Source organism: Streptomyces sp. Y20, from assembly GCF_043195475.1.
Classification (GTDB): Bacteria; Actinomycetota; Actinomycetes; order Streptomycetales; family Streptomycetaceae; genus Streptomyces.
The window spans coordinates 280,384-293,907 of the sequence record NZ_JBIDDP010000008.1 but is presented as its reverse complement, the minus strand read 5'-3'; the positions used below and the strand labels follow the sequence as shown (position 1 = coordinate 293,907).

The window sequence follows — 13,524 nt, the reverse complement described above, 5'->3', positions numbered from 1 at the left end:
CGCCATGACCGCCGTCATCGAATCCGAAGAGCACCAGGCCCTGCGGTCCGCCGTCGCCGCCCTGGGCGGGCGCTACGGCCGCGACTACCTCACCCGGACCATCGCGGCGGGCCGCCACCCCACCGAACTGTGGTCCGAGGCCGGGAAACTCGGCTACCTCGGCGTCAACCTGCCCGAGGAGTACGGCGGCGGAGGCGGCGGCATCGCGGAACTGTCCATCGTGCTGGAGGAACTGGGAGCGGCGGGCTCGCCGCTGCTGATGCTCGTCGTCTCGCCCGCGATCTGCGGAACGGTGATCTCCCGCTTCGGCACGCGGGAACAGAAGCGGGCCTGGCTGCCCGGGCTCGCCGACGGCACCCGCACCATGGCCTTCGGCATCACCGAACCCGACGCCGGGTCCAACTCCCACCGCATCACCACCACCGCCCGCCGTGACGGCGCCGACTGGCTCCTGACCGGCCGCAAGGTGTTCGTCTCCGGCGTGGACCAGGCGGACGCCACGCTCATCGTGGGCCGCACCGAGGACGCCCGCACCGGCACCCTCAAACCCTGCCTGTTCATCGTCCCGCGCGACACCGCGGGGTTCGCGCGCCACCCGATCGACATGGAACTCACGGCCGCGGAGAAGCAGTTCGAGCTGGTCCTGGACGACGTACGGCTGCCCGCGCAGGCACTGGTCGGCGACGAGGACGCCGGACTGCTCCAGCTGTTCGCCGGGCTGAACCCGGAGCGGATCATGACGGCCGCGTTCGCGATCGGCATGGGCCGCTACGCGCTCGCCAAGGCCGTCGCCTACGCCCGCGACCGCACCGTGTGGAAGTCGCCCATCGGCGCCCACCAGGCCGTCGCACACCCCCTGGCACAGGCGCACATCAGCCTGGAACTGGCCCGGCTGATGATGCAGAAGGCGGCCCGTCTGTACGACGCGGGCGACGACGCCGGTGCGGGCGAGGCCGCCAACATGGCCAAGTACGCGGCCGGCGAGGCGTGTGTGCAGGCCGTCGACCAGGCCGTGCACACCCTCGGCGGCAATGGGCTCACCCGGGAGTTCGGGCTCGCCTCCCTCGTAACGGCCGCACGCGTGGCCCGTATCGCCCCCGTCAGCCGGGAGATGATCCTCAACTACGTCTCCCACCAGACCCTGGGCCTGCCCAAGTCGTACTAGGCGTCGCCGTCCTGGAGGAACCGTGTTCCGCAGTGAGTACGCAGACGTCCCGCCCGTCGACCTGCCCATCCACGACGCCGTCCTCGGCCGGGCCGCCGCCCACGGTGACCTCCCGGCCCTCGTCGACGGCATCGACGGCACCACCCTCACGTACGGGCAGGTGGACCGGCTCCACCGGCGCCTGGCCGCCGGGCTCGCCGAGGCGGGTGTCCGCAAGGGCGACGTCCTCGCCCTGCACAGCCCCAACACCATCGCCTTCCCGACCGCGTTCTACGCGGCCACGCGCGCGGGTGCCACCGTCACCACCGCGCACCCGCTCGCCACCGCCGAGGAGTTCGCCGGGCAGCTCGGCGACAGCGCGGCCCGCTGGATCGTCACCGTCTCCCCGCTGCTGGAGACCGCCCGCCGGGCCGCCGGGCTCGCCGGCGGCGTACGGGAGATCCTCGTGTGCGACAGCGCGCCCGGGCACCGCTCGCTGACCGACCTGCTCGCCACCACCGCCCCCGGACCCCGCGTCGCCGTCGACCCGGCCGAGGACATCGCCGTGCTGCCGTACTCCTCCGGCACCACCGGCACCCCCAAGGGCGTCATGCTCACCCACCGGCAGATCGCCACCAACCTCGCCCAGCTGGAACCCGCCGTCCCGGCCGGCCCCGGCGACCGCGTCCTCGCCGTCCTGCCGTTCTTCCACATCTACGGTCTGACCGCCCTGATGAACGCGCCGCTGCGCAACGGCGCCACCGTCGTCGTCCTGCCGCGCTTCGAACTGGAGACGTTCCTCGCGGCGATCGAGAAGCACCGCATCACCGGCCTGTACGTCGCCCCGCCGATCGTCCTCGCCCTCGCCAAGCACCCCGCCGTCACCCGCTACGACCTCTCCAGCCTGAAGCACGTCATCAGCGCCGCCGCCCCGCTGGACGCACGGCTCGCCCTCGCCTGCGCCGCCCGCCTCGGCCTGCCCCCGATCGGCCAGGCCTACGGCATGACGGAACTGTCCCCCGGCACCCACGTCGTCCCCCTGGACCGGCTGCGCGAGGCCCCCGCGGGCACGGTCGGCAGGCTCATCGCCGGCACCGAGATGCGGATCGTCTCCCTGGACGACCCCGCCACGGACCTCGGCACCGGCGAAGCGGGCGAGATCCTGATCCGCGGACCCCAGGTGATGAAGGGCTACCTCGGCCGCCCCGACGCCACCGCCGCGCTGATCGACGGCGACGGCTGGCTCCACACCGGGGACGTCGGGCACGTGGACGCGGACGGCTGGCTGTTCGTCGTGGACCGGGTGAAGGAACTCATCAAGTACAAGGGCTTCCAGGTGGCCCCCGCCGAACTGGAGGCCCTCCTGCTCACCCATCCCGGCATCGCCGACGCCGCCGTCGTCGGCGCCCGCACCGAGGACGGCAACGAGATCCCGCACGCCTTCGTCGTCCGCCGCCCCACCGCAGGTGACCTGAGCGAGAACGACGTCCTGCTGTACGTCGCCGAACGCGTCGCCCCCTACAAACGCGTCCGACGCGTCACCTTCACCGGCACCGTCCCCCGCGCCGCGTCCGGCAAGATCCTGCGCCGGCAGCTCAGGGAGCACACATGAGCGCACCGCTCGGACGCACGCGCGCGCGTGGCGTCGACACCCTCAGCCTGGACGCCACCGCCACCCGCAACGCCCTCTCGGCGCCCTTGGTGTCCGCCCTCGCCGAGGCCCTGGCCGACTGCGGCCGGGACCCGGACGTACGGGCCGTGGTCCTCACCCACACCGGTACGACGTTCTGCGCCGGCGCCGACCTGCGCGATCCGCCGCACCCCGACGCCCTGGTGGCCCTGCTGCGGCAGATCGTCGAACTGCCCAAACCGGTCGTCGCCCGCGTCACGGGACACGTCCGCGCCGGCGGCCTCGGCCTGCTCGCCGCCTGCGACATCGCCGTCTCCTCCACCGCGGCCACCTTCGCCTTCACCGAGGTACGCATCGGCGTCGCCCCCGCGGTGATCTCCCTGCCGGTGCTCCCGCGCGCCGACCCACGCGCCCTCGCCCGCCACTACCTCACCGGCGAGCGCTTCGACCCCGCGGAGGCCGTCCGCACGGGCCTGCTCACGGCGTGCGCCGACGACGTGGACGACGCCCTCGCCCGCGTCCTGGACGGTCTGCGCCGCTCCTCCCCCGCGGCCCTGGCCGCGACCAAACGGCTGCTCACGGCTAGGGTGCTGGAGACGTTCGACCGGGACGCGGCGGAGCTGACCGCGCTCTCGGCTCGGCTGTTCTCCTCCGCCCACGCCCGGGAGGGGATGACGGCCTTCCTGGAGAGACGGGACGCGGCATGGGTGGTGTGAGTACGACGGAACGCGAGCGCGTGCCCAAGCAGGACCGCAGCCGGGCCACCCGGCAGCGGCTGCTGGAAGCCGCCGTGTCCTGCCTCGCCGAGCACGGCTGGGCCGGCTCCACGGTCGCCGCCGTCGCCGAGCGGGCGGGTGTCTCCCGGGGCGCCGCCCAGCACCACTTCCCCACCCGCGAAGACCTGTTCACCGCCGCCGTCGAATACGTCGCCGAAGAACGCTCCACCGCTCTCAGAGCCCTCTTCCCCGACGGCCCCGCCGACCGCCGCGCCGTCGTCGCCGCCCTCGTCGACCTCTACACCGGCCCCCTCTTCCGCGCCGCCCTGCACCTGTGGGTCGCCGCCTCCAACGAGGAGCAGCTGCGTGGCCGGGTGACCGAGCTGGAGGCCCGCGTCGGCCGCGAGACCCACCGCATCGCCGTCGACCTCCTCGGCGCCGACGAGACCCGCCCCGGCGCCCGCGAGAGCGTGCAGGGCCTCCTCGACATGGCCCGCGGCCTCGGCCTCGCCAACCTCCTCACCGACGACACCGCCCGCCGGCAGCGGGTCGTGGCCCAGTGGGGCGCCCTGCTGGACGAGAGCCTGGGCGCGAACGCGGGCTGAGACCCGGGCCGACGGGCCCGGACGCATCCGCGGCGCCGGGGGTTACCCTTGGGCCCATGCCTCCGATGCTCGTCCGCCGCCGCCACGTGGACTACGTGCGCGTCACGAGCATGGGCTGTCGGCGCTTCTCCGCCTGACCCAGCCCCCTTCTCCCTTCCTTTTCCGGCACCCGGGGGCCGCTCTCCACCCCTCGGCGGCCACCCGTGCCCCGTACACCCTGCGGACGCACCATGACGATCCACCCCGCGACGGCGCACACCCCCGCGACCCCGTCGTACGACCAGCTCCCGATCATCGACCTGTCGGCGGCCGGCCGCGGCCCCCAGGCCCGCGCCCTGCTCCACGCCCAGCTGCACAGCGCCGCCCACGACGTCGGCTTCTTCCAGCTCACCGGGCACGGCGTGACCCCGGCCGAGACCGACGCCCTGCTCACCGCCATGCGCGCCTTCTTCGCCCTCCCCGAGGCCGACCGGCTCGCCCTGGACAACGTCAACTCCCCGCACTTCCGCGGCTACACGCGTACCGGCGACGAGCGCACCGGCGGCTCCCGCGACTGGCGCGACCAGCTCGACATCGGCGCCGAACGCCCCGCCCGCGTCCCAGGCCCCGGCGAACCCCCGTACTGGTGGCTCCAGGGCCCCAACCAGTGGCCGGCCGCCCTGCCCGCGCTGCGCACGGCCGCCCTGGCCTGGATCGACCGGCTGAGCGCGGTCGCCCAGCGCCTGCTGCACGAACTGCTGACCGCCATCGGCGCCCCCGCCGACTTCTACGACCCCCTCCTCGGCGCCCACGCCCACCCGCACCTCAAACTCGTCCGCTACCCCGGCAGCGCGGCCGACGGCACCGGCCAGGGCGTCGGCGCCCACAAGGACTACGGCTTCCTCACCCTGCTCCTCCAGGACACCGTCGGCGGCCTCCAGGTGCAGCGCGAGGACGGCCGCTTCCACGACGTGCCGCCCATCGAGGGGGCCTTCGTCGTCAACCTCGGCGAACTCCTGGAGGTGGCGACCGACGGCTACCTCCTGGCCACGAACCACCGGGTCGTCAGCCCGCCCGGCGCCACCGAGCGGTTCTCCGTCCCGTTCTTCTACAACCCGCGCCTGGACGCGAAGGTCGAGCCGCTGCCCTTCCCGCACGCGCCGAAGGCCCCCGGCGTGACCGACGACCCGGCCAACCCGCTGCACGCCGAGTACGGCTACAACGAGCTGAAGGGCAAGCTCAGGGCCCACCCGCTGGTCGCCGGACGGCACCACGCGGACCTGCTGACGCCGGCGTGACACCACGCCCCGAAGGGCGCGGAGCCGCACCGCCGGGCGGCTCCGCCCTCTAGCGGGTGATGTCCGCGATATCCGCGTACCCCTCGATCTCCCGCGGGCGGCGCGGCCCCGGGCCCACGTACCGTGCGGAGGGCCGCACCAGCCGCCCCGTGCGCTTCTGCTCCAGGATGTGCGCAGACCAGCCCGCGGTCCGCGCACACGTGAACATCGACGTGAACATGTGCGCCGGCACCTCGGCGAAGTCCAGCATGATCGCCGCCCAGAACTCCACGTTCGTGGCGAGCACCCGGTCCGGGCGGCGGTTGTGCAGCTCCTCCAGCGCGGCCTTCTCCAGCGCCTCCGCGACCTCGAACCGCGGCGCCCCCAGCTCCCGGGCCGTGCGCCGCAACACGCGCGCCCGAGGATCCTCGGCCCGGTACACCCGGTGCCCGAACCCCATCAGCCGCTCGCCGCGGTCGAGCGTCCGCCGGACGTACGCCGCCGCGTCCCCCGTCCGCTCGATCTCCTCGATCATCCCGAGCACCCGCGACGGCGCGCCGCCGTGCAGCGGCCCGGACATCGCACCCACCGCGCCCGACAGCGCGGCGGCGACGTCCGCTCCGGTGGAGGCGATCACCCGGGCGGTGAAGGTGGACGCGTTCATGCCGTGCTCGGCGGCGGACGTCCAGTACGCGTCCACGGCGGCGACGTGCTTGGGGTCCGGCTCCCCCCGCCACCGGATCATGAACCGCTCCACCACCGAGTGCGCCTTGTCGATCTCCCGCTGCGGCACCATCGGCAGCCCCTGCCCGCGCGCGGACTGGGCGACGTACGACAGGGCCATCACGGCGGCCCGCGCCAGGTCCGCCCGCGCCTGCCGCTCGTCGATGTCGAGCAGCGGCCGCAGGCCCCACACCGGAGCGAGCATGGCCAGCGCCGACTGCACGTCCACCCGGATGTCGCCGGAGTGCACCGGGATCGGGAACGGCTCGGCGGGCGGCAGACCGGGGTTGAACGCACCGTCGACCAGCAGCCCCCACACGTTCCCGAACGAGACGTGCCCGACCAGGTCCTCGATGTCGACGCCCCGGTAGCGCAGGGCGCCGCCCTCCTTGTCGGGTTCGGCGATCTCCGTCTCGAACGCGACGACTCCCTCGAGTCCGGGTACGAAGTCGGACATCTGGCGGCTCCTCGTGATGTGCGGCCGGCGGTCACCCCGGTGATGCCCCGATCGGTGGGTGGTCACCCGTGGTGAACCCAACCGCAAGGGGATCAGCACGATAGCTCCCGGTGCCGCGCTTGGGGAGACCACACGACACCCGGTGCCATACCCGTTCGATACGGCAAGATGACCGCGTGACCGACCGCGACCCGTTCCTGGACCCCGTCCTCGATCCCGCCGCCATGCGCAAGCAGTACCGGGCCGACGGCCTCGCCCTGGAGGACCTCGCCACCCACCCCATGGACCAGTTCGCCCGCTGGTTCGAGGAAGCCGCCCGGGCAGCCGTCCACGGCACGCTCTACGAGGCCAACGCGATGGTCGTCTCCACCGTGGACCCGACGGGCCGGCCCAGCTCGCGCACGGTCCTGATGAAGCACTACGACACCGACGGCTTCGTCTTCTACACCAACTACGACTCGCCCAAGGCCCGGGACCTCGCGCACAACCCGCGCGTCGGTCTGCTCTTCCCGTGGCATCCGCTGGCCCGCCAGGTGATCGTCACCGGTACCGCCCGCCGCACCGGCCGCGACGAGACCGCCGCCTACTTCCGCACCCGCCCGCACGGCTCCCAGCTGGGCGCCTGGGCCAGCGCGCAGTCCGCGGTGATCGCCTCCCGTACCGAACTGGACACCGCCTATGCCGCGCTGGAGGCGCGCTACCCCGAGGGCGAACAGGTCCCGGTCCCGCCCCACTGGGGCGGCTTCCGCGTGGCGCCGGAGACCGTCGAGTTCTGGCAGGGCCGCGAGAACCGCCTGCACGACCGCCTGCGCTACGCCGCCCGGCCGGACGGCACCTGGCGCGTGGAACGCCTCAGCCCCTGAGGAGAGCGGCACGTGGAACGCGGACGACCCGCGGGCTGGGTTCCTCGGGGAGGAGCCGGCCGGACGTACCGGCAGCCCGCGGGTCGGGTGACTGCGTTGGATTGGCCGGCCGCGTGGTGCACACGCCGGTCCGGCACCGCACTGGGTGTGGTGGCGGGCCGCTAGCCCGCAGCCACCTCGCGCGTCCGGGTTTCACTCATGTACCCGATCACCTCCTTTCCTACGTGGCTCCAGAGTAGGAAGGCGGGCCCGGGGGACTCAACTGTTTTTCCGGCGTCTCGCGCACCCGGTCCCGTGCGCCGGGACGGGGAACTTCCCGGGGCCGGGATTTCCGCTGACAGGCGGGGGGCACGGATGGTAGACGTGCCTGCGTGACCGGACTCCGGATCGTCGCCGTCGACGGCGACGACATGCTCGAACACTGGCGGTACGTCCACAACGCGGTCGTCCCGCCCGCCGCCCTGTCCCCGGAGGACGCCCGGCGGCGGTCGCAGTGGTACCGGCTGGCCAACGCCTACCTCGGGGACGTGGTCGTCGGATGTTCCACGGTGCGGCCACCGGCGGACCGGGGCGGCGTGGCGACCGTCATCGCACGCGTGCTGCCCGCGTTCCGGGGGCGCGGGTTCGGGACGGCGGTGTGGGAGGACGGGCGGGCCCACGCGCGCGTGCTCGGCGCCGCCGTGATCGAGACGTGCGTGCTCGCGGCGAACACCGACGGGCTGCGGTTCGCCCTGCGGCGCGGGTTCGTGGAGGTCGAGCGGTACGTGCTGGACGGGGAACGGGACGAGTGGGTGGACTTGCGGCTCCCGCCGGACGGGACCGCGGATTGATTGCCGCAATCTTGCGGGAACAGGATGTGGGCTGTGTCACGTTCCAGTTGAATGAAGGCCAGTGAGCGGACCGAGCGCCGTACGTGCGCGGACGCAGCCTCCAGGGGGTCCAGGTGAGTGCTTCGCGGCGGAGTGGGACCACGGACGAGCTGGGGCCGGACGAGCCCGGTGAGCCCGGGGGGGCCGACCTGCTCGCCGCGCTGCTGGACGGCATGGACGCCGCCCTGTGCGCCTTCGACGCCGACGGCGTGGTGACCCATTGGAACCGGGAGGCCGAGCGGATCCTCGGCTGGACGGCCGGCGAGGCCGTCGGCAGGCACGGGTTCGCCGGCTGGGCGGTGCGCAGCGCCGACGCCGAGGACGTGCACGCCCGGCTGATGTCGGCGATGCGGGCGCCCGGGCGGCAGGTGCACGAGTTCGCGTTGGTGACCAAGGACGGCGGCCGGGTGCTGGTGCGGACCCAGTCCGCCGCCGTACGCGGACCCGACGGGAAACCCGCGGGCGTGTACTGCGCGTTCAGCGAGGTGCACGCGCAGATCGACCTGGAGCGGTCGATCGCGTTGAGCGAGGCCCTGTTCGAGACCGCGTCCTGGGGTGTCGTGCTCGTCGACGCCGACCTGCGGCCCGCCGTGGTGAACGCGCACGCGGCGCGGGCCCTGGGCGTGGGGCGCACGTCCGTGCTGGGACGCCCGCTGGGCGAGCTGCTGGGGCGGGGCGTGGAGGAACTGGAGGCGGCGCTCACCCACGTCCTGGCCGAGGGCGCGCCGCCCGCGCCCGCCGACCTGTGGGTCGGCGTACGCACACCCGAGGGCGAGAAACGGCGCTGCTGGCGCAGCGGGTTCCTGCGGCTGGCGTCCCCGCTCGCGGAGGAGCCGGTGCCGCTCGGCGTGGCCTGGCTGTTCCAGGACGTCACCGAGGCCCGCCAGGGCGAGCAGGAGGCGGCCCTGCTGCGGTTCCGGGCGAACCAGCTGCACCGGGCGGCCCGGGCCGCGGCCGAGTGCGAGGACCCGGCGGAGGCGGCGACCGTCCACCTGGACTTCGCCCTCGCCGGCTTCGCCGACCACGCGCTCATCGACCGGGTGGCGGGCACCCCGCGCGCGGAGGGCGACGGTGCGCCGGATGAGGTCCGGCTGGTACGGCTCGCCGCCACGCCCGCCGGCGCACCGGGCCCGAGCGTGCCGACGGGCGCGGCGGGACTGCCCGTGCGGTACGGGGAGGGGCATCCGGCGCTCCAGTGCGTGGAGCGGGCGGGGATCGTGCGTGCGGACGCCGGGTCGGTGCCGGCGGCGCGGGCCCGGGAGTGGGCGCTGGAGCGGCGGTGGCCCGGTGACGCGGTGCACGCGCTGTGCGCGGTGCTGCGCAGCCGGGGGCGGACGCTGGGCGTGTTGACGTTCCTGCGCGGGGCCGGCCGGAACCGCTTCGAGCGGTCCGACACGGCCTACGCGGAGGACGTGGCCGTACGGATCGCGGCGGCCATGGACCTGGCGGAAGCGCTGCGCCAAGGGCCGCAGGAGTAGGTTCCGGCTCAGCGGCGGTAGAAGATCCGGTCGGCGTACTCGTCCATCACCCGGCCGTTCCACTCGTGTCCGCCGTCGACGTTGCCGGAGCGCAGCAGCGGGGGCTCGATGCCGCGGTCGGCGAGGGCCGCGGCGGCGGTCGCCATGACCGCCTGCACGAGGGCGGTGGTGACGACGGTGGAGGCGGGGGCGAAGGGCGCCGGGATGGTGTCGAGGGTGAGTTCGGCGTCGCCGACGGCGATCTTCGAGTCGAGGACGATGTCGCAGTGGTCCTTCAGGAAGGTGCCGGAGGAGTGGCGGGACGTGGTGTCCGTGGCGTACGCGACGGAGGTGACGCCGATGACCTTCACACCGCGGGCCCGGGCGCCCTGGGCCATCTCCACGGGCAGGGCGTTGCGGCCGGAGAGGGAGATGACCAGCAGGGCGTCTCCGGCGCGGACCGGGGAGGTGCCGAGTACGGCGCTCGCGAGGCCGTCGACGCGTTCCAGGGCGGAGCCGAGGGTGGCGGGGGTGACGTCGACGCCGACGACGCCGGGGACGGCGAGCAGGTTCATCAGGGCCAGGCCGCCCGCGCGGTAGACGACGTCCTGGGCGGCCAGGGAGGAGTGTCCGGCGCCGAAGGCGAACAGGCGGCCACCGGCCGCGACGGTGTCGGCGAGCAGGGTGCCGGCCGCAGTGATCGCCCCGGCCTCCTCGTCACGGACCCGTTGCAGCAGGCCGACGGCGGCGTCGAAGAACAGGTCGGCAGGCGTGCCGTCGCTCATGCGGTGCCCCTTCGCAGCGTCTGTGTCGCGGATCACCGTGCGGTCTGGACCAGCGCGGTGTCAATACGGCCGACGGCGCCCGTACCGGTGCCCGCCCCGGCCGGGCGGGGCACGTTTCCGCGGCGCCGCACGCTTGTCAGTGGGATCCGGCAGAATTGGGTGCAGGGCCAGCGCACGCGTCGGGCTGCCGGCCGAGGTAATCGAGGGGCACGTATGTCCGGACTGATCGACACCACGGAGATGTATCTCCGCACCATCCTCGAACTCGAAGAGGAAGGCGTAGTCCCCATGCGCGCCCGCATCGCGGAGCGGCTGGACCAGAGCGGGCCCACGGTGAGCCAGACGGTGGCGCGGATGGAGCGCGACGGCCTGGTGTCCGTGGCCACCGACCGGCACCTGGAGCTGACGGACGAGGGGCGCCGGCTGGCGACACGCGTGATGCGCAAGCACCGGCTGGCCGAGTGCCTCCTGGTGGACGTGATCGGCCTGGAGTGGGAGCAGGTGCACGCGGAGGCGTGCCGCTGGGAGCACGTGATGAGCGAGGCGGTGGAGCGCCGCGTGCTGGAGTTGCTGCGGCACCCGACCGAGTCGCCGTACGGCAACCCCATCCCGGGCCTGGAGGAGCTGGGCGAGAAGGACGGGGCGGAGGCGTTCCTGGACGAGAGCATGGTGTCGCTGGCCGACCTGGATCCGGGCACGGACGGCAAGACGGTCGTCGTGCGCCGCATCGGTGAGCCCATCCAGACGGACGCGCAGCTCATGTACACACTGCGGCGGGCGGGCGTGCAGCCCGGTTCGGTGGTGAGTGTGACGGAGTCGCCCGGCGGGGTGCTGGTGGGCAGCGGCGGTGAGGCGGCCGAGCTGGCGGCGGGCGTCGCCTCCCACGTGTTCGTGGCCAAGCGCTGAGACGGAGAGGGCCCCGGCGCCGTGCGGCGCCGGGGCCCGACCTCCCCTGTGCTGACCCGGAGCCCCGAGCTCCCAGGGTCATTTCCCCTCGGACCGTTCTTCCCCGAGCGGTCCGCCTCCTGACAGAAGAGATCCCCTCGGCCACGACGATCATTCCTTGAGAGGTGTCACTCGAACGAGGGTTGTTGTCCGCGGAGACAGAATTTTCGAATAACTATTCGATAGCCTGAAACAAGTGGACGGCGAGCAGGCGGAGCTGGGGGGTACCAGGCCGATGGCACGGCGTATCGACGTGACGGGGGCGGGCGGGGTGCGCCTGGCCGCCTGGGAGTTCGCGGACCCTCCGAAAGCGGATCCTCCGCAACCGGCGGGACAGCCGGACGCGGCGGCGGAGTCCGACGCTCCGGGCGTGCTGTTACTGCACGGCCTGATGGGCCGCGCCTCCCACTGGGCGGCCACCGCCCGCTGGCTCGCGGGGCGCCACCGCGCCGTGGCCCTCGACCAGCGCGGCCACGGCCGGAGCGACAAACCCGCCCCGGCCGCCTACACCCGCGAGGCCTACGTCGAGGACGCCGAGGCCGCCGTCGAGCAGCTCGGCCTCGGCCCGGTCCTCCTCGTCGGCCACGCCATGGGCGCCCTCACCGCCTGGCAGCTCGCCGCCAAGCGTCCCGACCTGGTGCGCGGGCTGATCATCTGCGACATGCGGGCCTCCGCGCTCGGCGCGGCCTCGCAGCGCGAATGGACCGACTGGTTCCGGACCTGGCCCCTGCCCTTCGCCAGCCTCGCCGACGTCCGCGCATGGTTCGGCGAGCACGACCCCTGGGTGGAACGGCCGAACCCCGCGCGCGGCGCGTTCTACGCCGAGGTGATGCACGAGTGCGAGGACGGCTGGCGCCCGGTCTTCGAGCCGGAGCAGATGCTCAGCTCCCGCGAGGCGTGGGTGTACGACGCCCACTGGGAGGAACTGGCCCAGGTCCGGTGCCCCGCGCTCGTCGTCCGCGGCCTCGACGGCGAACTGGGCCGCGCCGAGGCCCAGGAGATGGTCCGGGTCCTGCCCCGGGGCGCCTACGCCGAGGTGCCCGACGCCGGCCACCTCGCCCACTACGACCACCCGGAGTCCTGGCGCGCCGCGGTCGAACCCTTCCTCGGCCAGGTATTCACCGGCTGACCGGCCGCCCCGCCCCTGCCCACAGCGAGGACCGCGTATGAGCACCCAGGCCCAGGAGAGCTTCCTGAAGGGCTTCCACGCCGGCCGGCCGGCGGTGACCACCGAGGTGTTCGCCGCGGCCCGCGCCGCCGGCGCCCGCACCGGCTACGAGGTCCTGCGGGACCGCGTCACCGGCCGCCACCGCATCCTGGACCTCGGCTGCGGTGACGGCCTGCTGCTGGAGCTGCTGGCCGCCGTCCCGGGCCGCCGGCTCGCCGGAGTCGACCTCTCACCGCAGTCGCTGTCCCTGGCCCGCCGCCGTCCGGCGCTGTCCGCGGCGGCCCTGCTGGAGGCGCGGGCCCAGCGACTCCCGTTCCGCACCGGTGCCTTGGACGCCTGCGTCTCGCACCTGGCGCTGATGCTGATGGCCGACCTCGGCCAGGTCCTCGCCGAGCTGTCCCGGGTGCTGGCGCCGGGCGGCCTGCTGGCCTGCGCCATCGGGGCCGGTGGCGGCGGGACGGCGTACGAGCTGTTCGGCGAGCTGCTGCCGGAGGCGCTCGCCGGGGCGCCGGCCGGCCGCCGGATGCCGGCGCTGGGCGACCGCCGGGCCCGGGACCCCGAGGCGCTGGGCGCGCTGGTCGCCGCGGCCGGTTTCGCCGGCGAGCCGGAGTGGGAGACGGTGACGGTCGACATGAGCGGGCCGCCCGAGCGGGTCTGGAGGGCGCTGTCCGGCATGTACGACCTCGCCGCGCTGGACCCCGCGGCGCTGGCCGTGCTCGGGCGGACCTTCCGCACCCGGGCCGCCGTCCACACCGACGAGGGTGAGGACCTCGACTGCCACTTCCGCCTGCGCGTGCTGACGGCCCGGCGCCCCTGACCCGTCCGGTCCCCGACCGACCCGGCGGCTCCGACCCGGCACGGTCCCGGCCTGCCCCGCGGTCCCGGCGCCGCACGGTTCCAGCCGCC

The 13,524-nt window shown here is 74.1% G+C and carries 13 protein-coding genes; 11 read left to right on the top strand and 2 right to left on the bottom strand.

Going from position 1 to position 13,524, the window contains the following annotated elements; all coding sequences use genetic code 11:
- Positions 1–4 precede the first annotated feature (4 nt).
- The 5 genes from ACGFT1_RS22275 to ACGFT1_RS22255 all read left to right on the top strand — a co-directional run bounded on the left by ACGFT1_RS22275 (position 5) and on the right by ACGFT1_RS22255 (position 5,372).
- Entirely contained in the window at positions 5–1,165 is a 1,161-nt protein-coding gene (locus ACGFT1_RS22275) for an acyl-CoA dehydrogenase family protein (protein ID WP_373910677.1), read from the top strand.
- Between the two features lie 22 nt (positions 1,166–1,187).
- A complete protein-coding gene (locus tag ACGFT1_RS22270) occupies positions 1,188–2,756 on the top strand; it encodes a 4-coumarate--CoA ligase family protein (protein WP_373910676.1) in 1,569 nt (522 codons plus the stop codon).
- Positions 2,753–3,490 carry an enoyl-CoA hydratase family protein gene (locus tag ACGFT1_RS22265; RefSeq protein ID WP_373910675.1) on the top strand — a complete coding sequence of 246 codons (738 nt, stop codon included), beginning with the start codon at positions 2,753–2,755 and terminating at the stop codon, positions 3,488–3,490. The genes ACGFT1_RS22270 and ACGFT1_RS22265 overlap by 4 nt, the downstream gene beginning before the upstream one ends.
- The gene (locus ACGFT1_RS22260) at positions 3,478–4,095 is read left to right on the top strand and encodes a TetR/AcrR family transcriptional regulator (RefSeq protein ID WP_356817813.1); all 618 of its coding nucleotides are present in this window, start codon (positions 3,478–3,480) and stop codon (positions 4,093–4,095) included. The genes ACGFT1_RS22265 and ACGFT1_RS22260 overlap by 13 nt, the downstream gene beginning before the upstream one ends.
- A gap of 230 nt (positions 4,096–4,325) precedes the next feature.
- Entirely contained in the window at positions 4,326–5,372 is a 1,047-nt protein-coding gene (locus ACGFT1_RS22255) for an isopenicillin N synthase family dioxygenase (protein ID WP_373910674.1), read from the top strand.
- A gap of 49 nt (positions 5,373–5,421) precedes the next feature.
- Here the strand turns inward: ACGFT1_RS22255 and ACGFT1_RS22250 are convergent, their stop codons facing one another.
- Entirely contained in the window at positions 5,422–6,531 is a 1,110-nt protein-coding gene (locus ACGFT1_RS22250; protein ID WP_373910673.1) for a citrate synthase 2, read from the bottom strand.
- Positions 6,532–6,707: 176 nt separating this feature from the next.
- Between ACGFT1_RS22250 and pdxH the strand changes: the two genes are divergently transcribed.
- From pdxH to ACGFT1_RS22235, 3 genes are all read left to right on the top strand, one after another.
- Positions 6,708–7,394, top strand: coding sequence for a pyridoxamine 5'-phosphate oxidase (pdxH, locus tag ACGFT1_RS22245; protein ID WP_373910672.1), 687 nt, complete (start codon positions 6,708–6,710; stop codon positions 7,392–7,394).
- 371 nt (positions 7,395–7,765) lie between these two features.
- Positions 7,766–8,224, top strand: coding sequence for a GNAT family N-acetyltransferase (locus ACGFT1_RS22240; protein ID WP_373910671.1), 459 nt, complete (start codon positions 7,766–7,768; stop codon positions 8,222–8,224).
- A gap of 113 nt (positions 8,225–8,337) precedes the next feature.
- A complete protein-coding gene (locus ACGFT1_RS22235) occupies positions 8,338–9,741 on the top strand; it encodes a PAS domain-containing protein (RefSeq protein WP_373910670.1) in 1,404 nt (467 codons plus the stop codon).
- 8 nt (positions 9,742–9,749) lie between these two features.
- Here the strand turns inward: ACGFT1_RS22235 and ACGFT1_RS22230 are convergent, their stop codons facing one another.
- Entirely contained in the window at positions 9,750–10,505 is a 756-nt protein-coding gene (locus ACGFT1_RS22230) for an SIS domain-containing protein (protein ID WP_373910669.1), read from the bottom strand.
- Between the two features lie 213 nt (positions 10,506–10,718).
- Here ACGFT1_RS22230 and ACGFT1_RS22225 point away from each other — a divergent pair, with 213 nt between their 5' ends.
- The 3 genes from ACGFT1_RS22225 to ACGFT1_RS22215 all read left to right on the top strand — a co-directional run bounded on the left by ACGFT1_RS22225 (position 10,719) and on the right by ACGFT1_RS22215 (position 13,435).
- Entirely contained in the window at positions 10,719–11,411 is a 693-nt protein-coding gene (locus tag ACGFT1_RS22225) for a metal-dependent transcriptional regulator (RefSeq protein ID WP_373910668.1), read from the top strand.
- Positions 11,412–11,685: 274 nt separating this feature from the next.
- Positions 11,686–12,579, top strand: coding sequence for an alpha/beta fold hydrolase (locus ACGFT1_RS22220; RefSeq protein WP_373910759.1), 894 nt, complete (start codon positions 11,686–11,688; stop codon positions 12,577–12,579).
- Between the two features lie 37 nt (positions 12,580–12,616).
- Positions 12,617–13,435: a class I SAM-dependent methyltransferase gene (locus tag ACGFT1_RS22215; protein WP_373910667.1), complete on the top strand. Its 819-nt coding sequence runs from the start codon at positions 12,617–12,619 to the stop codon at positions 13,433–13,435.
- Positions 13,436–13,524 lie beyond the last annotated feature (89 nt).